This window comes from Marinilactibacillus sp. GCM10026970 (assembly GCF_042660675.1).
Taxonomy (GTDB): Bacteria; Bacillota; Bacilli; order Lactobacillales; family Carnobacteriaceae_A; genus Marinilactibacillus.
This window is the reverse complement of record NZ_JBHSUL010000034.1, coordinates 102018-125643: the sequence shown is the minus strand read 5'-3', so window position 1 is coordinate 125643 and position 23626 is coordinate 102018. Positions and strand designations below refer to the sequence as shown.

Below are 23626 nucleotides of genomic sequence, written 5' to 3'. Positions count from 1 at the left end.
ATGTTCAGTCAATAATGATCACAATCAGACGATGAGATTATAATGATCTTGGAATAAGTTGAATTTCAGATGAGGCTAACTGATCTGGAGTAGAAACAAGACTTACTCCAAGATCTGATCTCATCGTCTTTTGATTTTATAGAAAACAAAAAAGGAGTGGAATTATGTCTAATTTTGGAAATGTCGTTATGGGCATCGTTACAGATAAAAATGAAAAAGCCACATTTGTTCAAAATAATGGTGTTACGTATGAAGTTTTAGCAATGAACCAAGAAGAACTAGAACTAGGTCAAACAATTGAAGGTTTTTGTTATGTAGACAAAGGTGGGAATCAATTGTTTACAACTGAAATACCTGAAGTAAGAATAGGGAATTTTGGCTGGGGAGAAGTTATAGATATTAAAAGATCTTTAGGCGTTTTTGTAAATGTCAATTGGCATAATAAAGATCTAGTTATTTCGCTTGATGATCTTCCATATGAAGGACATTTATGGCCAAAAAAAGGAGACAAACTTTATCTGACGGTCTCAGTTGATGAACAGGATCGTATGTGGGGACAACTTGCTGAAGAAGAAGATTTTTATGAAATTTCAGAAACTGGTCAAAAAGAAGCGCATAACAAAGATATTAACGGTTACGCATTTCGATTAAAAAAAGCGGGTACGTATTTTATTACTGAAGACCTCTATATCGGTTTTATTCATCCTTCAGAGCGAGAGCGTGAACCTAGACTTGGAGAACACGTTTCTGGTCGTATTATTGGGCTAAGAGAAGATGGCGTTTACTACGTTTCTATGTTACCCAGAGCGTATGAGGTATTAGATGATGATGCGGCGATGATACTTGAAGTTCTTAGACGTGCTGGAGACCAATACATTAAATTCAACGATAAGAGCGATCCACAAGCAATCAAAAATCAGTTTGGTATTAGTAAAGGTCAGTTTAAAAGAGCGCTTGGAAGACTATTTAAACAGAGATTAATTGAGCAAGATGAGTTTGGGACTAAGCTGATCAGAGATCCTCAAGAAGATCGTGAAGATTAAAATTGGAAGATGGTTGTAAGTCTCTTCTTTCTAGATTATACTGATTATAATTAAACAAAAGTCTAGTAGATAACTATATTGGTTTTGATCTAAGGGGATAAAGATGGAAAAGACGGATACGACTATACAATCAATTAAGCAAAAACTATATAAAGCTGGATTCAAACTGACCCCTCAGCGAGAGATCATTTTGAAAGTCTTGATTGAAAAAGAGCATTTAAGTGCAGAAGAAATCTATTTGGCTGTTCGATCAGAGCATACAGGTATTGGATTAGCAACCGTTTATCGGACGCTAGAATTATTAACTGACCTGAAGTTGATCAATAAAATAGCCTTTCAAGATGGTATTGCAAGATACGATATCAACAACAATGAACACAACCATCAGCATCATTATTTGTTATGTCTGAACTGCGGAAAAATTGATGAAGTTGAACAAGATATGCTGATCGATATTGAAAGAAAGATTGAGAAGACTTATCAGTTTAAAATAAAAGATCATCGACTGACTTTTCATGGTCTATGTGGAGAATGTCTGAAACAAGCTGATAATGATCAATAAGGAGATATGCAAAGTGTCAGTTGAACTAGGAAAAGAAGCCTTAGAAGACTATCTCACCTTTTTAAAAATCGAGAGAGGGCTCTCTAAAAATTCTATTGAAAGTTATCAGCGGGATTTAAACCAGTACATCACTTTTCTAAAAAAAGAAAAGATTGGTTCTTGGAATGAGATTAATCGTTACCTTATACTAAATTTTCTGGAATCACAAAAAGAAGGTCAAAAAGCGGATAATTCTTTGATTAGAATGATTTCGAGTTTAAGAAGATTTCATCAATTTCTAAAACAAGAAAACATCTCCAATGAAGATCCGATGTTGTATATTCAGACACCAAAGAAAGCTCAGACCTTACCCAAGGTGATATCAACCAAACAAATAGATGTTTTACTGTCTGTACCAGACGTTTCGAACAAGATTGGTATTCGTGATCGAGCGATTCTGGAAGTTATGTACGCTACAGGAATCAGAATATCAGAGTTAGTAAACTTAAGATTAGATGAGCTACATCTATCAATGAACTTAATTCAGACAATTGGTAAGGGAGATAAAGAACGGATCTTACCAATTGGAGAACAAGGCGTTAAATGGGTAGAATACTATCTTGAATATAGTCGACCAAAACTTGCGCTGAAATCTTCTCAAGAGTCTCCGTACGTTTTTTTGAATCCAAGAGGCTCTCAACTAAGCAGACAGGGCGTCTGGAAGAAAATCAAGAAAATGGTCTTGCAGGCAGGGATTGCACAGAATGTAACACCACATACTTTGAGACATTCTTTTGCAACGCATCTACTTGAAAATGGCGCAGATCTTCGTGTAGTACAAGAATTATTGGGGCATTCGGATATCTCAACGACTCAAATTTACACGCATATTACAAAGCATAGATTAAAAGAAGTCTATGACACGTATCACCCTAGAGCCTAAGAAGCAAATAGGTAAAAATGAACTAACAGGAGGAAATGTAAATGAATTTTAACCGCGTACATTTAATTGTTATGGATTCAGTAGGCATCGGAGAAGCACCCGATGCTAAAGCCTTTAATGACGAAGGATCTCATACGCTTGGTCATATAGCTGAAAATACAGATTTAAAATTACCTAACCTTAAAACACTTGGACTTGGTAACATCGAACCGTTGGAAGGCATAGATGAAACACCAACGAGTATAGGATATTATACAAAACTAGAAGAAAAATCAGTCGGTAAAGATACAATGACAGGCCATTGGGAACTAATGGGCTTACACATCAAAAAACCTTTCCGAGTATTTCCTGAAGGTTTTCCTGAAGATTTGATCAATCAAATCGAAGAACATACTGGAAGAAAGATTGTGGCGAATAAACCAGCATCAGGAACAGCTATTCTTGATGAATACGGTGAACATCAAATGAAAACTGGCGACTTGATCGTTTATACGTCTGCGGATCCAGTATTACAAATTGCAGCACATGAAGAGATCATTCCTTTAGAAGAATTATATGAAATATGTGAATATGTTCGTGAAATTACTAAAGATGATCCTTATATGATTGGACGTATTATTGCGCGCCCTTATCTAGGTGAGCCTGGTGCATTTACAAGAACCAGTAACAGACACGACTATGCTTTAAGTCCTTTTGGAGATACTGTGTTGGATTCATTAAAGAATGCCGGTAAAGATGTAGTAGCAGTCGGAAAAATCGATGACATCTTCAATGGACAAGGAATCACAGAGTCTGTTCGTACGAAATCCAATATGGATGGAGTAGACAAACTGATTGAGGTTATGCAAAAAGACTTTAATGGACTAAGTTTTACCAATTTAGTGGATTTCGATGCTTTGTTTGGACACCGTAGAGATGTAGAAGGATACGCAAATGCACTTCAAGAATTCGACGCTAGAATTCCTGAAATTATTAGCGAATTAAAACAAGATGATTTACTAATTATTACGGCTGACCACGGAAATGATCCTACGCATCCTGGAACAGATCACACAAGGGAATTTGTTCCTGTCATGATCTATTCGCCTAGTTTTGAAAACAATGGTGCTTTACCACAAGGATTCTTTGCGGACATCAGCGCTACTATAGCAGAAAACTTTGATGTGGATGCAACAGGATTTGGATCTAGTTTTTTATCTGAATTAAAATAAGAACAATCTAATTAAGTGGAGGGAGCACCTCTTACAAATTTGATTTACCAGGAGGAAGTTTTAATGGAAAAAGAGTATCTAGAAAGTATCGATAAAGCAGCAGCCTATTTAAAAGAAAATGGAATTGAAAAGCCGGTTGTTGGTCTGATTCTAGGTTCAGGATTAGGCGAATTAGCTGAAGAAGCAACAAATCCAGTGGCAATACCTTATGAAAACATCCCTGGATTTCCAGTGTCTACTGTAGAAGGGCACGCAGGACAACTTGTATATGGAGAACTTGGCGGTAAATTGGTTCTAGCTATGCAAGGGCGATTCCACTTTTATGAAGGATATGCGCTAGAAGATGTAACGTTCCCTGTTCGAGTAATGAAAGCTTTGGGAATCGAAACATTAGTGGTAACAAATGCAGCAGGTGGTGTAAACACATCGTTTAATCCAGGAGACTTGATGATTATTACTGATCACGTGAACTTCACTGGCGTTAATCCTTTAATGGGTAAAAACGATCCTGAAGTTGGTCCGAGGTTCACAGATATGACAGAAGCTTATGATAAAGGATATCAACAGATCATTCGTGAATGTGCTCAAGGTAACGGACTTGAAATCAAAGAAGGTGTCTACTTTGGTTTAACTGGACCAACATACGAAACACCCGCTGAAATTCGCATGATTCGTACTATGGGTGGCGACGCTGTAGGGATGTCTACTGTGCCAGAAGTCATTGTTGCAAAACATGCTGGCTTAAAAGTTGCAGGAATTTCTTGTATCACAAATTATGCGGCAGGCATGCAAAGTAATTTAAATCACGATGAAGTAGTTGAAGTGACGACACGAGTGAAAGAGTCTTTTAAATCATTAGTTAAAGATTTTGTCGCTAAAGTCTAATCATTGAACTGAGACTAGATAGAATAAAAGATAGATGAAGGTGTCTGGAACATCTTCATCTATCTTTTATTATCTTCGAGTACGAGCAACGCTAAGGTACTGATTCTTCAATGTAAATTTGATTTTTGATGTATATGTCTGTATTATTGTCATGAGTATATAAAAATAAACGGATAATGAAAATCTTTAAGAATATACCTTATATGAAATAGAGACTAAAGAAATGTGGGAATCAAATAATGGATCAATTCAAGAATAAACAGCTTCCTGAGTTTTCAGGAAATACAACAATTAATGATAAAAATCACCTGGAAATTGGTGGTGTAGACAGCGTATATTTAGCTGAAAAATACTCAACACCTTTGTACGTATACGATACGGCTCTCATTAAAGAGAGGCTAAATGAATTCAAAGAAGCATTTTCTTCATATGAAAAAGAAACACAAGTAGCTTACGCTAGTAAAGCATTTTCTTCACTAGCGCTTTATCAGATGTTAGCTAAAGAATCTGTTTCTTTAGATGTTGTCTCTGGAGGGGAACTATTTCTAGCCGTCAAAGCTGGATTTCCTTCAGAGAAGATTCACTTTCATGGCAATAATAAATCTCATCAAGAACTAGTGGAAGCTTTAAATGCGGACATTGGATGTATCGTTGTGGACAATTTTACAGAGTTGGATATGATCAATCAACTCACTACGCTTCATCAAAAGAGAATAAACGTCTTGATTCGAATCACTCCAGGGATTGAAGCGCACACTCATGAATATATTACAACTGGACAAGAGGATTCAAAGTTTGGTTTCGATTTAGCCTCTGGTCAAGCAAAAGAAGCGGTTAAAGAAGCTCAATCTCTGAAATATATTGATGTTATTGGATTGCACGCCCACATTGGTTCGCAGATTTTTGAAACCACAGGATATGAAGCCGTTATTGAGCGTTTAATGCAACATTCAAAAGAATGGCAAGATCTTTTTAACTTTGATCTTAAAGTATTGAACGTGGGCGGTGGATTTGGTATTCGGTACACAAATGAAGATGCGCCTCTACCCATCAAAGATTATGCTATCAGTATAATGAGAAGTGTTAAACAATATTCAAAAGAACTTGGTCTTGAGTTGCCTGAAATCTGGGTTGAACCAGGGAGAAGTATAGTCGGTGAAGCAGGAACGACACTTTATACTGTAGGTACTCAAAAAACGATTCCTGAAGTTAGAAAATATGTATCAGTAGATGGTGGAATGGCAGACAACATCCGACCAGCTTTATATGATGCAAAATATACTGGTGTATTGGCAAACAAAGTTTACGCACAGTATTATACAAAAGTGTCTATTGCAGGAAAAGCTTGCGAAAGTGGAGACATGCTGATTTGGGATCTATCGTTACCTGAGGTGGAACAAGGAGATTATCTAGCGGTTTTGAGTACAGGAGCTTACGGATACTCAATGGCGAGTAATTATAACCGCCTACCAAGACCAGCTGTTGTTTTTGTAGAAGATGGTAAAGATTTCCTAGCAATCAGAAGAGAGCGCTACGAAGACTTTTTAAACTTAGAGCAATCAGTGGACTCGAAATACTAAACCACTTTGAGGAGGTAGAGTATGTTAACGGAATACAAATCGGATTACCATAAGATTACTATGGGGCTATTATCTTATGTGCCAGATCTTAAAGAAACAACGAGATTGACAAAAGAATTGGAATGGTATAAGCAAGAAGACAATCGTCAACTTTATTTATGGAAAAGCGATGAGACAAATGACTTCGCCGGAGTACTCGGTGTTGAAGTTGAAGATGAATTTGTGTTGGTAAGACATATTTCAATCAATCCATCGTACCGAGATGAAGGGCTAGCGCATCAGATACTAGACGCAGCAGCAGCAAAATTCTCACCTAGACAGTTAGTTGGAACGATCGAAACGAGTTCTCTTATAACAAAGTGGCATACTGAAGATTAAGTTAAAGCGACTAAAAGGAAAATAGATATGAGTGAAAATTGGGAAGTGAACTTAGATGTATTTGAAGGGCCTTTAGACCTTCTTTTACATCTGATCAATAAATATGAGATCGACATTTACGATATTCCGATTGCCAGAATTACGGCTCAGTATATGGATTATCTTCACGCAATGAAAAGTCTACAATTAGATGTTGCTGGAGAATACTTAGTAATGGCTGCTACGCTGATGTCTATCAAAAGTCAGTTACTTGTTCCACGTAACGATAGCTGGGATGAAGAGGGAGAAGACTTTATCCCTGAACATGAAGATCCAAGAGAAGAATTGATGGATATGTTGATTGAGTATAGGAAATTTAAAAATGCTGCTAATCAACTTGACCAGAAACAACTGGAAAGATCTGTTTTTTTCACCAAAGAACCTGCGGATGTTTCTGAATTTCAAAAAAATGTTCCTCTAGAGAACGGTGAAATACAATTGCAAGATTTGATTGATGCTTTTAAAACAGTGATGAAAAGAAGCGAATTAAGAGAACCGGAACTGACTACGATTGAAACAGAGGAAATAACAGTAGCAGATCGTATGGAATGGATTGAATCAGAACTTAGAGGCCGATACAGAACAAAAGTCGCTTTTCAGGAGTTGTTTAGCCACTATTCTAGAAAAGACATCGTCGTAACGTTTCTTGCTTTACTTGAACTCATTAAAGAAAACAAAGTAGCTTTTACTCAAGAAGAAACTTACTCGGATATCGAGTTATCTTATATCGGTTAGATTATTAGTAGAGAGGGAGGGGATTAAATGAACGAAACGGCGGTATATGAGTCACTGTTATTTGTGGCTGGAGATGAGGGGCTTACTTTGAAGGAGATGGCTAAACTCACGAATGCTACAACAGAACATGTACTTGTTTCACTCGAAAAATTGCTAAATGATTATAATTCTAGAGATACGAGTGCTTTGACAATTATAGAAACAGCCAATAAATATAGACTTGTTACGAAAGAGACCTACTCTAGCGTCGTAAGTAATTATGCTCAGTCTCCCTTAATGCAGAAGTTAAGTAAGGCTTTACTGGAAACACTAGCAATTATTGCATATAAACAACCCATTACTAGAATGGAAATCGAAGAAATTAGAGGTGTGCAACTTGCAACAGCACTCCATAAATTAAGATTGCGTGATCTTATTCAAGAGGTTGGAAGACTTGAAGCGCCAGGAAGACCCGTTTTATATGGTACAACGGATTATTTTCTAGATTACTTTGGATTAAATACTCTATCAGAATTACCAGAGCTAAGAATGGAAGAAGAAACTGAGGAAACGTCTTTATTTTTTGAAAGTTTCCAGCAGTCATTTGAATAAAAAATAGAAGGAGGAGTTATATGGATAGATTACAGAAAGTCATGGCTCACGCGGGCATTGCATCAAGAAGAAAATCTGAAAGTATGATTGAAGAAGGACGCGTAAAAGTTAATGGAAAAGTCATGACGGAACTTGGATACCAAGTGAAAAAACATGATACGATCTCTGTAGACGATGTGCCGATTCAAAAAGAGAAACCAGTATACTTCTTGTTAAACAAACCTAGAGGGGTCGTATCAACAGTTGATGATCCAAAAAATAGAGATACGGTTGTTCAATTACTCCAAGAAGTTGAAGAACGAATTTATCCAGTAGGACGATTGGATTACGATACGACAGGTGTATTGTTACTGACCAATGATGGCGAATTAGCAAACAAATTGATGCACCCGAAATATTCTGTTGAAAAAACGTACATCGCAAAAGTAAACGGAAGAATGACAAGAGAAGACGTTATGCATCTTGAAAAAGGTGTTGTTTTTGATAAGGTGAAATCAGCTCCTGCGAAAGCAAGAATCATTGATTATGATAGAAAAAGAGATATCTCAACTGTTGAATTAACCATTCATGAAGGTAAAAATCATCAAGTTAAGAAAATGATGCAGGCAATTAAACATCCAGTAGAAAAATTGACTAGAACTCACTATGGATTTTTAACGGTAGAAGGCATGCAGTCTGGTGTATGGAGAGAACTCAAACAATTTGAGGTCAACAAGCTTAAACAACTAGTGGATGAAGAAGTTTAATCATTGATTCTTGACGTATAAGATCGGCTAGAGCGATTCCAGTTGGAATTAGTGGCGCATTCATCTTATCTTAGTTATAATTAAACTTGAGTAGGATATAATATTGTACTAGTTACGTATTATAATATAAAGTCAATAGTATCACGTGCTAAGGAGTGTCTAATCGTGACGGATGAAAAATTACAAGGCAGTACAGAACAGCAAGCGAAAAAAATATTGGTGGTTGACGATGAAAATCGTATTCGTAGATTATTGAGAATGTATCTAGAAAAGGCCAAATATGAGATTGACGAAGCTGAAAACGGAAAAATCGCATTACAATTAGCACTAGAAAATGATTACGACTTAATTCTTTTAGACCTTATGATGCCTGAAATGGACGGAATCGAAGCTGCTGAAGAATTGCGAAAAGAAAAAGATACACCCATTATGATGCTTACAGCAAAAGGTGAAGAATTGAATCGTATTCAGGGATTCGAAGTCGGGGCCGACGATTATATTGTCAAACCTTTCAGTCCAAGAGAAATTGTATTAAGAGTTTCTGCGATTCTTAAGAGAACTCAATCCGGTAGTGGAAGCATGAATAAAGCTGCCGATGTCTCTGATACATTGACTTTACCGCATCTTGAGATCGATAACGATTCTAGACGTGTAACAGCTGACGGCCGATCAGTAAATCTGACGCCGAAAGAATATGATCTTTTACACTATCTGATGTCTTCTCCTGATCAGATTTTTGGTAGAGAACAATTATTAAGAGAAGTCTGGAAATACGAATTCTTTGGTGATTTAAGAACAGTCGATACACACGTGAAACGTTTGCGTGAAAAATTAAAAAAAGAATCCCAAACCGCTGCTAAAATGATTGAAACTGTATGGGGGCTTGGATATAAACTGAACTCATACCCTCATGAAGAAGAGGAGTAGGATAGAAGTATGAAGCTGAATATCGTTGCGATAAGAGTTTGGCTGATTACTTCTGGACTTATCCTTATATCTCTTGTTGCCACATCTTTATTTTATGCCCAATTCTATTCCCAACAGATTAAGCAGAACTATTTGAATGACTACGAATCCTTTATTCATAACGTAGAAACCCTTTCTGAAAGTAATCCTGAATTTATAATGACTTATCTTCAGGAAGCTAATGTTATTCATGCGAAGCTCAATTTTGCAATTCGTTCTGAGGGTCAAGATGTTTATAACGAAGAAGAGTGGGATCTCCAATTTTCTGATGATATTTATCAGAGAGTAATCAACAATCCCAATTTAGTTGAAAAGATCGTGTCTGGTGAAGAAACTCAGATTCGTTCTGATTCAGATCCGGAATATGAAAGTAAAATACCCTATATCTTTCACGTCAAACATATTAATTTTCAAGGTGAACAATTGACATTTTATGCATATGCAGATTTGTCTTTTATCGCTGAAGTTGAACGCACAGTTTTCTATGCGTTAAGTTTACTTATTTTGTTTAGCGTATTTTTAAGTTACGCTTATTATTTATATTTACGTAGACATATATCGGAACCAATCAATGCCATGACGAATATTGCCTTTGATTATGCACGAGATGACTTTAGCCACCAACTACCGGTCTCAGGTAGAGATGACTTATCTGAACTTGCAATGGCAATGAATAAAATGGGGCATTCTCTCGAAACAAATAGAACCGTGGTCAGGCAGGAAAAAGAACTTTTATCTCATATCATGACAAGTATTGATACAGGAATTTTATATTATGATTCCGATCAGAGCCTGATTCTTTCCAATCCTGCTGGAGATTTATTCTTAACGCAATATCAAGTTGAAAAAGGTGATTTTTCAACGAAAGATGACTATATTGATATAGAGTTAAACTTAAAAGAAGCTGTTGAAACAAAGAAATTTTCTCAGTTCAATATTGAAATGGTCGAATTTTATTATGAGGTGACGATCTTACCTCTGATTGAAGACGATACTCTGGAAATTAGAGGCATTCTGGTTTCCACTAAGGACCTGACACATGAACACAGATTAGATAAAATGCGCGTTGACTTTATCAATAATATTTCGCATGAACTTAGAACGCCTTTAGTGATGGTTCAGGGTTATAGTGAAGCGATTATTGATGATATAGCTGAGACAATTGATGAGAAGAAAGAAATGGCTCAAATTATCAGTGATGAATCGCAACGGATGAATCGAATGGTTAATGAAATGCTTGATTTATCAAGAATGGAAGCTGGATTTATTGAGATTGAAAAAGATTCTCTAAACTTGAACCGTTACTTGAGTACACTCGTTTCTAGATTCAATAAAATGGCTTCAGAAGTCGACGTAAAATTAGCATTAGACGTTCCAGAAAAAATAATCGAATTACCTATTGATAAAGACAAGATGGACCAAGTTTTTGTGAATCTAATTAATAATGCAATTAGACACACCGGGATGACGGATAAATCTGCCAAGACGGTTACATTGAGGTTATTTGAAGATGAAAATCTAGAAGAAGTTATTATGGAAGTTAGAGATACAGGAACGGGTATCCCTAAAGAAGATGTTCCATATATCTTTGATCGATTCTTTAAAGCAGACAAATCTAGAAAAAATTATTCAGATAATGCATCAGGTACAGGAATTGGGTTATCTGTTGTGCAGAGTATTATTGAAGCACATGGAGGGCGCTTAAGTGTAGAATCTACACTTGGTAAAGGTTCAACCTTCATCATACATTTACCTATTGATCAAAATTCTACGAGTACTTTTGATTCGTTTTAAACGGAGCTGTTGACAATTCTGTACATTTTTGTATAATAGTAATGTGCTTATTAAAAATAAGCAAAAAATAATATGATTCATCTTCAGGGGCAGGGCGTAAATCCCGACCGGTGGTAAAGTCCACGAGCGAAACAATTGTTTTGCTGAACTGGTGTAATTCCAGTACCGACAGTATAGTCTGGTATAAAGAAGATGGAGCTTTTTGACTGAATCATTATGTCTATTTAGCTCTGTTCGTTTCCTGAGGTGGAACTGAACAGAGTTTTTGCATTTCTAGAGTGCATTCTCTGACCAGTCTCACTTCGAAATGTCGGAACAAAATAGAGGTAAGCATCAATAAGTTCAATACCCTAACCAGGATGAATCCTTCTAGGAGGATTTTCAATGTCAAGCAACAAAACGCAAAAAGTAGTTGGTATCGCAGTATTAGCTTCACTAGCATGGATCATTTCTATGTTTTCGTTTCCTATTTTACCCGGAGCATCTTTTCTGAAGATTGATTTTAGTGATCTCCCAGTATTATTCGGAATGTATATGTATGGACCTATAGGAGGTATGACCATTGCCTTTATTCGTTCTTTACTATCTTTCGTTCAAAAAGGTGGAGACATGGGTTTACCAATAGGTGATTCAGCGCAGTTTATCGCTTCTTTAGCTTATACGTTACCCATATACTTTATTATCACGAAAATGGGATTACGAACTAGAGAAAAAGTATTAGCTACTATAGCAAGTACATTATCATTAAGTGTCGTTATGGCTCTTTTGAATTGGGTATTCCTAATTCCTGCTTATATGGCTGTCATGGGGTTCAGTGTTGGACCGATTAGAGAGTATCTAGTCTACTCAATTGTTCCTTTCAATTTAATTAAAGGTCCAGTTGTAGGCATCATCTTTTTCGTGGCATTTCAAAAACTTAAACCTTGGTTAGTTAAATCAAGAACCAGACTTTATAAAAAACAGTCTAAACGATATGTTTTAGAAAATGAAAATTAAGCTTTATCAACTAGCGAATAGTTATGACAAAAGGCGGGTCAATATGACCGCCTTTTTTATATTGAAAAAATGGATTTGAACGTGTATTCTGAAAAGAAGAAGAGGTGAACTATGGCTACTCAAAATCGATACTTTTTATATTTTTTATTATCTTTTTTCAATAACCACTATCCATCAAAAAGCTCTCAACTGATTCATGTGTTTCATGGAAGAAGAACGCCTTCAATATTATATAAAGTTGAAAATGAGCAGCTGTTTCCTGCTTTCGGACTATTCAAAGAATTAAAAAAAGAACATTTAGAGCATTATCTACAGATACTTTCTTCTAAAAAGTTACTTCAAGGTAATGAAGAAGATGGATACCTTTTAACTTCGCTTGGATACAAAGCATTGACTCAGTATTTTGAACATAAAAAGTACCCGTCAGCTATTCGTTCTCTTGAAAATGCCACGCTCAGAAATTCATTTTATCTACAAATTCAATTGATTTCTCAAATATTTTCTGAGAAAAGATATGACAATAAAAAATATAGTCCTTCCATTAAGGAACCAATTGATCAAGAATCGGTTAAAGAATGGTTGAGCAAACAGGAAAAACCAATGGCTCAATTAGCTCTCCAGTGGGCAACCGAATTGTATGACTTACTTTTAATGTTTACAGAAGAGGAAGCAAGTATAATTGTTGGAAAATTAACTGGACATGATATCATCGGAAAAACTAATCGACAACTAGCGGAAAGCCTGGAAATGGAATCTGTAGAATTGAACGTACGCTTAAACAATACCTTCGAAAAACTGATTATCCAATCTAAAGCTTCTGAAGGTCTTTTATTAAATGATTTTGTAGCATATCTAGATCAACGTACATATCTCGGATTATCTAAAAGTACATACGATACGTATTTGATGATAAATGAAGGGTATAGTGTAGAACAGATTTCAGAAGTCAGGCAATTAAAGTTAAATACGATTAGAGAACATATCCTTGAAATTTATCTTATTCATCCAGACTTCAATATCCAGCCATATATTCCTGTAGACCAATATGAGCGTTTAAATAGGGCCTTTGAACAAAATTCCAAGTATTCCTATAAACAAGCAAAACAAGATCAGGAAGATCTGATGTTTATGTGGTTTAGACTAGTAGAGATTGAAAGGATTAGATATGGCAGAGAAAACGCTAGAGCAGATACTTTATGAAAAATTCAATTATAAAACCTTTAGATCTGGTCAGAAAGAAGCTATTCAAGCAGCCCTTCAAGAAGTAGACTCGGTGGTTATGTTACCAACAGGGAGTGGGAAATCAATCTGCTATCAATTACCTGCTTATATAAAAGAAGGGCTGGTTCTGATTGTCTCACCACTACTATCATTGATGCAAGACCAGGTTGAAAAACTTAAAAGTAATGGAGAACGGCAAGTAGCAGCTTTGAATAGCTTGTCGTCTAGAAACGAAAAAAAAAGAATTATGAAAAATCTTCATAAGTTGAAATTTCTTTATATTTCTCCAGAAATGATCCAGTTCGATTTCTTGATGATAAAACTTTCTCAACAAGACATTGCATTGTTTGTCGTTGACGAAGCTCATTGTATCTCTCAATGGGGAATGGATTTCCGACCAGATTATCTTAAAATTGGCGAAGCTAAAAGAAAACTGAATCATCCAACAACAATGGCCCTGACAGCTACAGCTACGGAACAAGTTCGTAGTGAAATCAAACAATCTTTAGACATAGATTCTATAGAAACTAGAGAAATCATCCACTCAGTAGACAGATCCTCGATAAAATTAAAAGTAGAAATCTGCGAGGGGAATAAAAAAGATCGCTTAAAGGAACTCGTTTATCAGTTGAAAAGTCCTGGAATTGTTTATTTTTCAAGCAAAAAACTGGCTGACGAACTGGCTTCAGTCTTGAGAACTGAACTAGGAATCCGAGCTGAGAGCTATCATTCTGATTTGACGATTGATGACAAGGTCAAAGTCCAGCAGCAGTTTATAGATAACTCGATTCAGGTTATTTGTGCAACAAGCGCTTTTGGAATGGGCATTGATAAACCAGATATAAGGTACGTTATCCATTACCATATGCCTTCTAATCCTGAGATGTACTTGCAAGAAATTGGAAGATGTAGCCGAGACGGTAAGGAAGGTATCGCTATCTTGCTTTTCGAGCAAGGAGATCAGTATCTACAAGTTAGACTACAAGAAAATAGCTTACCAGATGCATCTTTATTGGAATACATTTATAAGTATCAGCACAAAATCAAACAAGAGCAAACAGATCCTAAAGTTCAAATTGCCCAGTTTTATGTGAATGCCTCTATCCCCTATAGAGTCGCTTTACACCAGATAGAGGCTAGAGAACGTCTTAAAAAAGAGCAACTAGAATATATGATACAATACTTGTTCACCAAAGAATGTAAAAGAGCTCATCTGCTTCGATATTTCGATGAATCAATAATTGAAAAGCCAGAACATTGTTGTAGTCAGTGCACGGCAGCTTTGGAGACTTATTTCTTTGATGACGAAGAAAAGCATTCAACCGTTAAAAGCGTGACAATTGATTGGAGACTTCGTTTGAAACAATTGTATAAACTTGATGAGGAATCTATGAATTAAGCTGAAATATGATACAATAACTATGATAGAAATTGAGGAGGAATCACTATGAGTAAGAAAGATCGCGAGTCGATGGAAGAACTGTGGTCGAAACGATTTGATGAAGAAGTAGATTATGACGATCAGGCTATGTCTCGAAAAGCTAAACGAGAACGCGAGAAAAGTATTTCTCCTATCCTGACTGTTACAGTGGTATTTCTAGTGTTAATCATTGTTGTAACATTAGGTACATACGCTTGGTATAGTCAAAGAGAACCCAATTTTCCTAATTCAGAACAACCGACCGTCGAACAGCCAGCAACTAATGAACCAGAAGAAGAGCCCGAGGTCGAAGAAGAACCTGAAGTAGCTGAGGAACCAGAAGAGACTGAAGAAACAGTGGAAGAACGGGCTGAAGAAACTGTAGAAGAACCCGTGCAATCACAGCCGGAACCTGAGAGTGAGTCGGAAACCGAAACGACTGGAGAAAATCAACCAGCTAGTGAGCCAGTAGAATCTAATACAGATCAAGCAGCTGGCAATGCTGCTTCCGAAGAAGCAACCGAAACCACTGAGGAACCAGCATCCACAGGGGAAACGTATACGGTAAAAGCGGGAGATAACATGTATCGTATTGCCTTAAACCATGGAATGACTACACAGGAACTGATGCAATTAAATGGCTTGTCTAGTGAAACAGTCTTTGTGGGTCAAGTATTAAAAGTAAACTAATTAAAATAAATAAAAATTGAAAGTGTGAAGTATGTGTTGAATAATCAATTGGCTGTGGCCATAGATGGACCTGCTTCGTCAGGGAAAAGTACAGTGGCTAAAAAGATTGCTGATCACCTTGGCTTAATCTATGTGGATAGTGGAGCAATGTATCGAGCAATCACTTATATTGCTATAAAGAATCAGCTAGATTTGACGGACCAGAATGCAATCGTCAATGAACTGAATGAGTTAGTCATCGACTTTAAGAGATCGGATAACGTTCAACAGGTCTATTGCAATGATGTGGAAGTGACGATGGACATCAGACAAAATGATGTTACAAATGCAGTTTCTCTTGTCGCTGCTCATCCAGAAGTAAGAACGATATTGGTTCAGCGACAAAGAGAGATGGCCTCCAGTAAAAATGTGATCATGGACGGTCGTGATATTGGGACCGTGGTACTACCAAACGCCAATGTAAAGATCTTTTTGGTAGCGAGCGTAGACGAGCGAGCTGAGCGTAGACACAAAGAAAATTTGGAAAAAGGAATCGAATCTGATTTAACAAAATTAAAACAAGAAATCAGAGAGAGAGATTATAAGGATTCTACAAGAGCAGTTTCTCCATTGAAAAAAGCAGATGATGCAGTTGAAATCGATACAACAACCTTTTCTATTGAAGAAGTTACTAAAAAAATTGAATCCATTATCTTTGAAAAATACCCAGAATACCAGAAATAATTCGTTTCAAATGTTTTAGTGGAAAAATCAGCTTATTTTATGTACAATTAATAGAGTAGAAATATTGGCATTGGGAGGCACGTATATTATGACAGATAAAGAAAATACAAACGAATTAGAAAACAACAACACAGTGGATCAAGAATCACAAGAAGTTGCAGACGAGCAAGTGATTGTAAACTCAGCAGCTGGAACAGATCCAGAAGATGTAATGGCAGAAAACGAAGACGCTCAAGTTCAACCAGCTGTCGGTTCTTCAGATTCTGATTCAGAATCAATGTCAGACGTTTTAAAAGACGTTGTAGACATTACACCGGGAGACCTGGTTCAAGGTGAAGTTCTTGTAATTGACAGCGAAAAACAAGTCATCGTAGGACTTGGTGGAGGACAAGAAGGTATTATTCCTCCAAAAGAACTTTCAACTGAACGTTTTGAACATCCATCAGACGTTGTTAAAGTTGGCGACGTAATCGATGTAGTCGTTTTACGTGACGTAAAAGATAAAGAACAAGGAAGCTTTGTTCTTTCTAAAAAACGTGTAGATCAAAGAAAAGTCTGGGAAGAACTTCAAACTAAATTTGATAATGGTGAAACGATTGAAGCGCCAGTTACTCGTGTAGTTAAAGGTGGATTAACTGTAGATGCTGGAGTAAGAGGATTTGTTCCCGCTTCTCAAATGGATGTACAGTATGTAAGTGACCTGAACCAGTTTGAAGGTCAAACGTATACGTTTAAAATTCTTGAAATTGATCCTAACGAACGTCAATTAATTCTTTCTAGAAAAGCATTGATGGCTGCTGAACAGTCAAAAATCAAAGAAGAAGCTTTTGACGCATTAGAAGAAGGTTCAACAGTTAAAGGAACAGTTGTGAGATTGACAAACTTTGGTGCTTTCGTTAACCTTGGTGGCGTTGATGGACTTGTTCATATTTCTGAAATTTCTCATGAAAGAATTGGACATCCTAAAGAAAAATTAAACGCGGGTGACGAAGTTGATGTTAAAGTATTAAGTGTAGATAGAGATAAAGAACGTATTTCATTATCTATCAAAGATACTTTGGCTGGACCTTGGGATAACCTTGAAGAAGAATTACCTGAAGGATCGGTTGTTACAGGTAAAGTTAAACGCGTAACAGATTTTGGAGCATTTGTAGAAGTTAAACCGGGTGTTGAAGGTTTAGTTCACATTTCTGAAATGGCCCACAAACATGTAGAAACACCTCATGAAGTTGTGGCTAAAGATGAAGAAATTGAAGTGAAGGTACTAAGCGTGAGCCCTTCCGAAGAACGTATTTCATTAAGTATCAAAGCTTTGGAAGAAGCGCCTGAGCAAGCACCTAAGCCAGCTGCTAACAAATCTAAGAAACCATCATCATCTAAACCACAACAAGTAACTAAATCATCATTTGGTGACGACGATGATGAAGATGGCTCTTTCACTTTAGGTGACCAAATTGGCGATCAATTATCAAGCTTATTGAACAACGACGATCAAGAGTAAGCAAACCATATCTTTTAATTCATTAAAATGATAGCACCCAAACCCGCTGAAACGATTTTCTGTTTTTGTGGGGTTGGGTGTATGTTTTTGAAATGGTAAAATTATCAATATAGAATATTAAAACTCAAGAAAGAAGGTGAACGTTTATGACAAAACCGGTAGTAGCAATAGTTGGACGTCCAAACGTCGGAAAATCAACCATTTTTAATCGCATAGTAGGAGAACGTATCTCCATAGTAGAAGATGTTTCAGGCGTAACACGTGATAGAATTTATGCAAGTGCAGAATGGTTAGGGAAAGAGTTTACGTTGATTGATACTGGTGGTATAACGATGGAAGATGAACCGCTAAATGCGCAAATCAGAAATCAGGCTCAAATTGCTATTGAAGAAGCAGATGTGATTATTATGCTGGCTAGTATTCGTGAAGGTGTAACAGATGCCGATGAGCAAGTTGCGCCAATTTTATATCGTTCAGGAAAACCAGTCGTATTAGCTGTTAATAAAGCGGATAATCCAGAATCTAGAGCGTATAGTTATGAATTTTATTCTTTAGGCCTAGGAGATCCATTTCCAATTTCTGGTTCCCACGGCTTAGGGCTTGGAGACTTATTGGATGCGGTTGTTGCTGAATTTCCAGAAGATCTTGAAGAAGAATTTGATGAAGGAACAATCCGTTTTAGTTTAATTGGAAGACCAAACGTTGGTAAATCCAGCTTGGTAAATGCCATCATTGGTGAAGACCGAGTAATCGTTTCCGATATCGCTGGAACAACAAGAGAAGCCGTCGATACGAAATTCGAAACAGATGATGGGCGAGAGTTTGCTATTATAGATACAGCAGGTATTCGTAAAAAAGGTAAAGTCTATGAGAACACTGAAAAATATAGTGTCTTGAGAGCCATAAGAGCCATTGAAAGATCTGAAGTTGTCTTATGTGTCATCAATGCTGAAGAGGGCATTAGAGAACAAGATAAAAAAGTATTTGGTTATGCTCATGAAGCGGGGAAAGGTATCATTATTGTTGTCAATAAATGGGATACGGTTGAAAAAGAAACAAACACACTTAGAGATTTTGAGTTAGAAGTTAGAGAAGAATTCAGATATTTAAGTTACGCTCCAGTTATCTTTGTTTCAGCAATTTCTAAAAAACGCCTAGATAAGCTTCCTGATATCATTGAACGCGTTTATAGAAATCAGCATCTACGTATTCAATCGTCTATCTTAAACGACGTGGTGATGGATGCTGTAGCAACTAACCCAACACCAACAGATAAAGGTAGAAGGCTTAAAATTTACTATACAACTCAAGTGAGTGTGAGTCCGCCAACTTTTATTATCTTTGTAAATGATCCGGAATTACTACACTTTTCTTATAAACGTTATCTGGAGAATAGGTTTAGAGCAACATTTGATTTTGAAGGTACGCCTATTCATATTATAGCACGTAGACGTACGTAGACAGCCTATCTGCTTATTTTGCTCGCACCTAGGATATCACTAGGTAAACAGCCTATAGACAGTGTAAGCTTCTGTAAATCGAAATTAAAAATTTCTTTATAAGTCAAGTGAAAAAGGTTATGACGAAAGAAATAAAGTTTAGTGATTCTTTTCAACAAAATCATTGCAGTATCAACGTTTCTATGGTATCTTTTTAAATGAAATGTCGTAAGAAGACTATTTCACCCAACACATTCATTTTATGTTTAAAGGGATGTTTTTGAAAGATCGTAAGTCACATCTGATGGCTTACATAGATCTTCTTATGAGGAGGTGAAAATGTACGATGGCTAATAAAGCAGAATTAATCGAAAAAGTTTCAGCAGCAACTGACCTTACTAAAAAGGACGCTACTGCTGCAGTAGAATCAGTATTCGAAACAATTAAAGAATCACTAGCTAACGGAGAAAAAGTTCAAGTAATTGGCTTCGGTAACTTTGAAGTTCGTGATCGCGCTGCACGTAAAGGACGTAATCCTCAAACTGGGGAAGAAATCCAAATCCCTGCAAGCAAAGTACCTGCATTCAAAGCGGGTAAAGCTCTTAAAGATGCAGTAAAATAGTACGTAGAAAAAGTATATACTTTTATAGAGTCGCTGTTCCTTCGGGGGACAGTGCTCTTTTTGTTTTAAGACCTAAATCTATATAGATAGACCAACACAATGAACTACAAAATACATAATTGCTTGAAGACTTTCAATCTAGCAATATAGCCCTTATTATTTGACAATGATGAGGGTGTCCTTTAGTCTAATAAGAGACAAAATTATAAGAAACTGAAGGGATGAGTGTTGATCAATGTCCTCCTTTACCAAAGAGGAAATTTTAAAGCAAGCTAAAGAGAAAGAGGTACGCTTCTTGCGTCTTATGTTTACAGACATAGATGGCATTATAAAAAATGTAGAAGTACCTATCAGTCAGTTAGAAAAAGTGATGGATAATGAAATTGCCTTTGATGGTTCATCAATTGATGGATTTGTAGATATAGATCAAAGTGATATGAAACTTCATCCAGACCTAGATACATGGTTAGTTTTTCCGTGGGAACTTGAAACTGTAAAGGGAACCATCGCCAGATTTATCTGTGATGTCTATAATCCGGACGGAACGCCGTTTGCTGGTGATCCAAGAAGTAACCTTCGTCGAGTGTTGAAAGAAATGAATGAGGCTGGATTTACAAAGTTCAATCTAGGACCAGAGCCTGAATTCTTCTTATTTAAACTAGATGAAAACGGGAAACCTAGTAAAACTTTAAATGACAATGGTGGATATTTTGATCTAGCACCAACTGACTTAGCAGAAAATTGTCGTAGAGACATTGTTTTAGAATTAGAAGCACTTGGCTTTGAAATTGAAGCTAGTCATCACGAAGTTGCTCCTGGTCAACACGAAATCGACTGGAAATATGCCGATGCAATAGAAGCTTGCGATAATATTCAAACATTTAAATTAATCGTCAAAACTGTAGCACGTAAACATGGATTACATGCGACATTTATGCCTAAACCAACAGCGAATATTAGTGGTTCAGGAATGCATTTCAATATGTCTTTATTTACCGAGAAAGGTAACGCGTTTTTTGATGAAGAAAATGTTGATCAATTAAGTCACACTGCTTATCAGTTTATCGCTGGTATATTGGATCATGCTAAGTCTTATACAGCTATCTGTAATCCAATCGTTAACTCATATAAACGATTAACGCCAGGATTCGAAGCGCCCGTATATGTGGCTTGGTCAGGTACAAACCGCACACCTTTGGTACGTGTACCTGCTTCTAGAGGTATGTCTACACGAGTAGAATTGAGAAGTGTCGATCCTAGTGCAAATCCTTATCTCGCTTTAGCTGTATTACTTAAAGCCGGATTAAAGGGAATTAGCGAAGCGAGAACGGCTCCAGAACCAGTTAATAGAGATATTTTCAACATGGATCAAATTGAGAGAAATGAAAATAACATTGAATCTCTACCTAGAACGCTATACGAAGCTGTTCAAAATCTTAAAGAAGATGAAACGATTAAAGATGCTTTAGGGCAGCATATTTTTGAACGCTTTGTCTCAGCAAAAGAGCAAGATTGGTCTAACTACTCACTTGCAGTATCTGAATGGGAAACAGAACGATATTTTGAATTGTACTAAGTTTGAAATCACAATTATTAATTAAATAAAAGAGCGATATATTGGCTTTAGTGGTTTATATAATAAATCACTTAAAGTTCTAGTATATCGCTTTTTTGTGTATATAAAAAAAGTGGTATAGTTCGTTTTGGTTAATTATCGTAATTTGATAAGGCTTTCATCTTTGGAATAAAAAGTAAATGCCCCTTTACCTTTTACTTGTTCAGTAGCGGTTGTTTCACTAACCGTTCAATGCTATTCTTCGTAAGTAATATTTGATAGCCAAAAGAGATAAACGAACCATCTAACTATTAGGAGGAAATAAATTGACAACTATTACTAGAGAGTACATAAAAGATCAGGTTAAAGAAAAAAATGTTCGTTTCTTAAGATTGATGTTTACAGATATATTAGGAATCATTAAAAATGTAGAAGTACCAATCAGTCAGCTGGATAAAGTATTGGATGGTCAAATGATGTTTGATGGTTCATCTATTGAAGGCTTTGTTCGGATTCAAGAATCTGACATGTACTTATGTCCAGATTTAAATACATGGCTGGTTTTTTCTTGGGAAACAGATTCTTCTAAAAAAGGAAAAGTTGCTAGATTGATTTGCGATATTAAAAATCCTGATGGAACTTCTTTCAGTGGAGATCCTCGTACAAATTTAAAACGCATTTTAAAAGAAGCAGAAGATATGGGCTTTACAGAATTCAACTTAGGGCCTGAGCCTGAATTTTTCTTGTTCAAATTAAATGAGAACGATGAAGTAACAGAAAACTTAAATGATAATGGCGGATACTTCGACCTTGCACCTAATGACCTTGCAGAGAACTGTCGTAGAGATATTGTATTAGAATTAGAAGATCTAGGTTTTGAGATTGAAGCTAGCCACCACGAAGTTGCTCCAGGTCAACACGAAATTGACTGGAAATACGCAAATGCGGTAGAAGCATGTGATAACATCCAGACTTTCAAACTAATTGTTAAAACAGTTGCTAGAAAATATGGTTTACATGCTACCTTTATGGCTAAACCGATCTTTGGAATCAATGGTTCTGGTATGCACTGTAACATGTCATTATTCAACGAAAATGGAAATGCCTTCTTTGATGAGAATGGTCCTATGCAATTAAGTGATACAGCGTATAAGTTTATGGCTGGTTTAATGGAACATGCTTCAGCTTTCACTGCCGTTACAAATCCAACAGTGAACTCATATAAGCGTTTAGTTCCAGGATACGAAGCACCTGTATATATTGCATGGTCTGGAAGAAACAGAACACCCATGATCCGTGTTCCAGAATCAAGAGGATTGTCTACTCGTCTAGAGGTACGTTCAGTGGATCCTACGACTAACCCATACCTTGCGCTTGCAGTCATGTTGAAAGCCGGCTTGGATGGTATTAAACGCGATTTGAAAGCTGTCGATCCAACAACGGATAATATCTATGAAATGGATACTACAGAACTGGATGATAAAGGAATTGAATCTTTACCAGGTAGTCTACATGAAGCTGTTCAAAACCTTAAAAAAGATCCAGTGATCAAAGAAGCGCTAGGGGAGCACATCTTTAATAACTTTGTAGCGACTAAAACAGTAGAGTGGGATCAATACAAAGCCACAGTAAGCCAGTGGGAAAAAGAACAATATTTGAACCTATATTAATCTGATGGGAGAGGATGCTGAAAAGCATCCTCTTTTTTTGATATCTTAGAAATAATTTCTGATAAGAGCCAACTTATATATTTTGACTTTATCGGACTGTCTATATAAAATCAGATTACATCTGTATTAGATTTTATAAGAACAAAAAAAGTCTACTACTTTTTAAAAGTAATAGACTTTAATGATGTATTGGTTTATACATAAAAAATTATAGAGTAGATTTTACGTTCTGAGAGGGATTCGAACCCCCGACCGTTCGCTTAGAAGGCGAATGCTCTATCCAGCTGAGCTATCAGAACAACAACAGCAACAGAGATTATTATATAAGGTAATTGAA

Annotated in this window: 22 protein-coding genes, 1 tRNA gene and 1 riboswitch; of the genes, 22 read left to right on the top strand and 1 reads right to left on the bottom strand. The window is 36.5% G+C overall.

What is annotated here, in order from left to right:
• The first annotated feature begins 164 nt into the window (after window positions 1-164).
• From ACFP65_RS11405 to glnA (ACFP65_RS11300), 22 genes are all read left to right on the top strand, one after another.
• Complete coding sequence (locus ACFP65_RS11405) at window positions 165-1043, top strand: S1 RNA-binding domain-containing protein (protein WP_379918695.1); 879 nt, start codon at window positions 165-167, stop codon at window positions 1041-1043.
• A gap of 103 nt (window positions 1044-1146) precedes the next feature.
• Window positions 1147-1605 carry a Fur family transcriptional regulator gene (locus ACFP65_RS11400; RefSeq protein ID WP_379918694.1) on the top strand — a complete coding sequence of 153 codons (459 nt, stop codon included), beginning with the start codon at window positions 1147-1149 and terminating at the stop codon, window positions 1603-1605.
• 13 nt (window positions 1606-1618) lie between these two features.
• The gene (xerD, locus tag ACFP65_RS11395) at window positions 1619-2527 is read left to right on the top strand and encodes a site-specific tyrosine recombinase XerD (RefSeq protein ID WP_379918692.1); all 909 of its coding nucleotides are present in this window, start codon (window positions 1619-1621) and stop codon (window positions 2525-2527) included.
• 41 nt (window positions 2528-2568) lie between these two features.
• A complete protein-coding gene (gene deoB, locus ACFP65_RS11390) occupies window positions 2569-3738 on the top strand; it encodes a phosphopentomutase (protein ID WP_379918690.1) in 1170 nt (389 codons plus the stop codon).
• A 63-nt stretch (window positions 3739-3801) separates the two neighbouring features.
• A complete protein-coding gene (locus ACFP65_RS11385) occupies window positions 3802-4623 on the top strand; it encodes a purine-nucleoside phosphorylase (RefSeq protein WP_379918688.1) in 822 nt (273 codons plus the stop codon).
• Between the two features lie 239 nt (window positions 4624-4862).
• The gene (lysA, locus tag ACFP65_RS11380) at window positions 4863-6203 is read left to right on the top strand and encodes a diaminopimelate decarboxylase (RefSeq protein ID WP_379918686.1); all 1341 of its coding nucleotides are present in this window, start codon (window positions 4863-4865) and stop codon (window positions 6201-6203) included.
• A gap of 21 nt (window positions 6204-6224) precedes the next feature.
• Window positions 6225-6581, top strand: a complete 357-nt coding sequence (locus ACFP65_RS11375; protein WP_225744193.1) for a GNAT family N-acetyltransferase — start codon at window positions 6225-6227, stop codon at window positions 6579-6581.
• A 27-nt stretch (window positions 6582-6608) separates the two neighbouring features.
• Entirely contained in the window at window positions 6609-7355 is a 747-nt protein-coding gene (locus ACFP65_RS11370) for a segregation and condensation protein A (protein ID WP_379918684.1), read from the top strand.
• 27 nt (window positions 7356-7382) lie between these two features.
• Window positions 7383-7946 carry an SMC-Scp complex subunit ScpB gene (gene scpB, locus ACFP65_RS11365; protein ID WP_225744191.1) on the top strand — a complete coding sequence of 188 codons (564 nt, stop codon included), beginning with the start codon at window positions 7383-7385 and terminating at the stop codon, window positions 7944-7946.
• A gap of 20 nt (window positions 7947-7966) precedes the next feature.
• Window positions 7967-8692, top strand: a complete 726-nt coding sequence (locus ACFP65_RS11360; RefSeq protein ID WP_225744190.1) for a pseudouridine synthase — start codon at window positions 7967-7969, stop codon at window positions 8690-8692.
• A gap of 165 nt (window positions 8693-8857) precedes the next feature.
• Window positions 8858-9619, top strand: coding sequence for a response regulator transcription factor (locus tag ACFP65_RS11355; protein WP_225744189.1), 762 nt, complete (start codon window positions 8858-8860; stop codon window positions 9617-9619).
• Window positions 9620-9628: 9 nt separating this feature from the next.
• The gene (locus tag ACFP65_RS11350) at window positions 9629-11452 is read left to right on the top strand and encodes a sensor histidine kinase (protein ID WP_379918681.1); all 1824 of its coding nucleotides are present in this window, start codon (window positions 9629-9631) and stop codon (window positions 11450-11452) included.
• Window positions 11453-11527: 75 nt separating this feature from the next.
• Window positions 11528-11650, top strand: a riboswitch (FMN riboswitch).
• Between the two features lie 186 nt (window positions 11651-11836).
• The gene (locus tag ACFP65_RS11345) at window positions 11837-12448 is read left to right on the top strand and encodes an ECF transporter S component (protein ID WP_379918679.1); all 612 of its coding nucleotides are present in this window, start codon (window positions 11837-11839) and stop codon (window positions 12446-12448) included.
• Window positions 12449-12559: 111 nt separating this feature from the next.
• Window positions 12560-13648, top strand: coding sequence for a helix-turn-helix domain-containing protein (locus ACFP65_RS11340; RefSeq protein ID WP_379918678.1), 1089 nt, complete (start codon window positions 12560-12562; stop codon window positions 13646-13648).
• Window positions 13614-15068, top strand: a complete 1455-nt coding sequence (locus ACFP65_RS11335) for a RecQ family ATP-dependent DNA helicase (RefSeq protein WP_379918676.1) — start codon at window positions 13614-13616, stop codon at window positions 15066-15068. The genes ACFP65_RS11340 and ACFP65_RS11335 overlap by 35 nt, the downstream gene beginning before the upstream one ends.
• Window positions 15069-15116: 48 nt before the next feature.
• Complete coding sequence (locus ACFP65_RS11330) at window positions 15117-15779, top strand: LysM peptidoglycan-binding domain-containing protein (protein WP_379918674.1); 663 nt, start codon at window positions 15117-15119, stop codon at window positions 15777-15779.
• A gap of 36 nt (window positions 15780-15815) precedes the next feature.
• Window positions 15816-16502 (top strand): (d)CMP kinase, encoded by a 687-nt coding sequence (gene cmk, locus ACFP65_RS11325; protein WP_379918816.1) that lies wholly within the window; start codon window positions 15816-15818, stop codon window positions 16500-16502.
• 211 nt (window positions 16503-16713) lie between these two features.
• Window positions 16714-18003: a 30S ribosomal protein S1 gene (gene rpsA / locus ACFP65_RS11320; RefSeq protein WP_379918814.1), complete on the top strand. Its 1290-nt coding sequence runs from the start codon at window positions 16714-16716 to the stop codon at window positions 18001-18003.
• 146 nt (window positions 18004-18149) lie between these two features.
• Window positions 18150-19463 (top strand): ribosome biogenesis GTPase Der, encoded by a 1314-nt coding sequence (gene der, locus ACFP65_RS11315; RefSeq protein ID WP_379918672.1) that lies wholly within the window; start codon window positions 18150-18152, stop codon window positions 19461-19463.
• Window positions 19464-19788: 325 nt separating this feature from the next.
• Complete coding sequence (locus tag ACFP65_RS11310) at window positions 19789-20064, top strand: HU family DNA-binding protein (protein WP_208558767.1); 276 nt, start codon at window positions 19789-19791, stop codon at window positions 20062-20064.
• Window positions 20065-20299: 235 nt separating this feature from the next.
• Entirely contained in the window at window positions 20300-21640 is a 1341-nt protein-coding gene (glnA, locus tag ACFP65_RS11305; RefSeq protein WP_379918670.1) for a type I glutamate--ammonia ligase, read from the top strand.
• 305 nt (window positions 21641-21945) lie between these two features.
• On the top strand, window positions 21946-23289 hold the full coding sequence (gene glnA, locus ACFP65_RS11300) for a type I glutamate--ammonia ligase (protein ID WP_379918668.1): 1344 nt from the start codon (window positions 21946-21948) through the stop codon (window positions 23287-23289).
• A 225-nt stretch (window positions 23290-23514) separates the two neighbouring features.
• On the opposite strand, the gene ACFP65_RS11295 is transcribed toward glnA (ACFP65_RS11300), so the two are convergent.
• Window positions 23515-23588: transfer RNA gene (locus tag ACFP65_RS11295), tRNA-Arg, on the bottom strand.
• Window positions 23589-23626 lie beyond the last annotated feature (38 nt).

Bases quoted from the DNA above. Each gene is read 5' to 3' on its own strand.
- ACFP65_RS11405 (WP_379918695.1), top strand. From the start codon at position 165: ATGTCTAATTTTGGAAATGTCGTTATGGGCATCGTTACAGATAAAAAT.
- ACFP65_RS11400 (WP_379918694.1), top strand. From the start codon at position 1,147: ATGGAAAAGACGGATACGACTATACAATCAATTAAGCAAAAACTATAT.
- deoB (WP_379918690.1), top strand. From the start codon at position 2,569: ATGAATTTTAACCGCGTACATTTAATTGTTATGGATTCAGTAGGCATC.
- ACFP65_RS11385 (WP_379918688.1), top strand. From the start codon at position 3,802: ATGGAAAAAGAGTATCTAGAAAGTATCGATAAAGCAGCAGCCTATTTA.
- lysA (WP_379918686.1), top strand. From the start codon at position 4,863: ATGGATCAATTCAAGAATAAACAGCTTCCTGAGTTTTCAGGAAATACA.
- ACFP65_RS11375 (WP_225744193.1), top strand. From the start codon at position 6,225: ATGTTAACGGAATACAAATCGGATTACCATAAGATTACTATGGGGCTA.
- ACFP65_RS11370 (WP_379918684.1), top strand. From the start codon at position 6,609: ATGAGTGAAAATTGGGAAGTGAACTTAGATGTATTTGAAGGGCCTTTA.
- scpB (WP_225744191.1), top strand. From the start codon at position 7,383: ATGAACGAAACGGCGGTATATGAGTCACTGTTATTTGTGGCTGGAGAT.
- ACFP65_RS11360 (WP_225744190.1), top strand. From the start codon at position 7,967: ATGGATAGATTACAGAAAGTCATGGCTCACGCGGGCATTGCATCAAGA.
- ACFP65_RS11350 (WP_379918681.1), top strand. From the start codon at position 9,629: ATGAAGCTGAATATCGTTGCGATAAGAGTTTGGCTGATTACTTCTGGA.
- ACFP65_RS11345 (WP_379918679.1), top strand. From the start codon at position 11,837: ATGTCAAGCAACAAAACGCAAAAAGTAGTTGGTATCGCAGTATTAGCT.
- ACFP65_RS11340 (WP_379918678.1), top strand. From the start codon at position 12,560: ATGGCTACTCAAAATCGATACTTTTTATATTTTTTATTATCTTTTTTC.
- ACFP65_RS11335 (WP_379918676.1), top strand. From the start codon at position 13,614: ATGGCAGAGAAAACGCTAGAGCAGATACTTTATGAAAAATTCAATTAT.
- ACFP65_RS11330 (WP_379918674.1), top strand. From the start codon at position 15,117: ATGAGTAAGAAAGATCGCGAGTCGATGGAAGAACTGTGGTCGAAACGA.
- rpsA (WP_379918814.1), top strand. From the start codon at position 16,714: ATGGCAGAAAACGAAGACGCTCAAGTTCAACCAGCTGTCGGTTCTTCA.
- der (WP_379918672.1), top strand. From the start codon at position 18,150: ATGACAAAACCGGTAGTAGCAATAGTTGGACGTCCAAACGTCGGAAAA.
- ACFP65_RS11310 (WP_208558767.1), top strand. From the start codon at position 19,789: ATGGCTAATAAAGCAGAATTAATCGAAAAAGTTTCAGCAGCAACTGAC.
- glnA (WP_379918670.1), top strand. From the start codon at position 20,300: ATGTCCTCCTTTACCAAAGAGGAAATTTTAAAGCAAGCTAAAGAGAAA.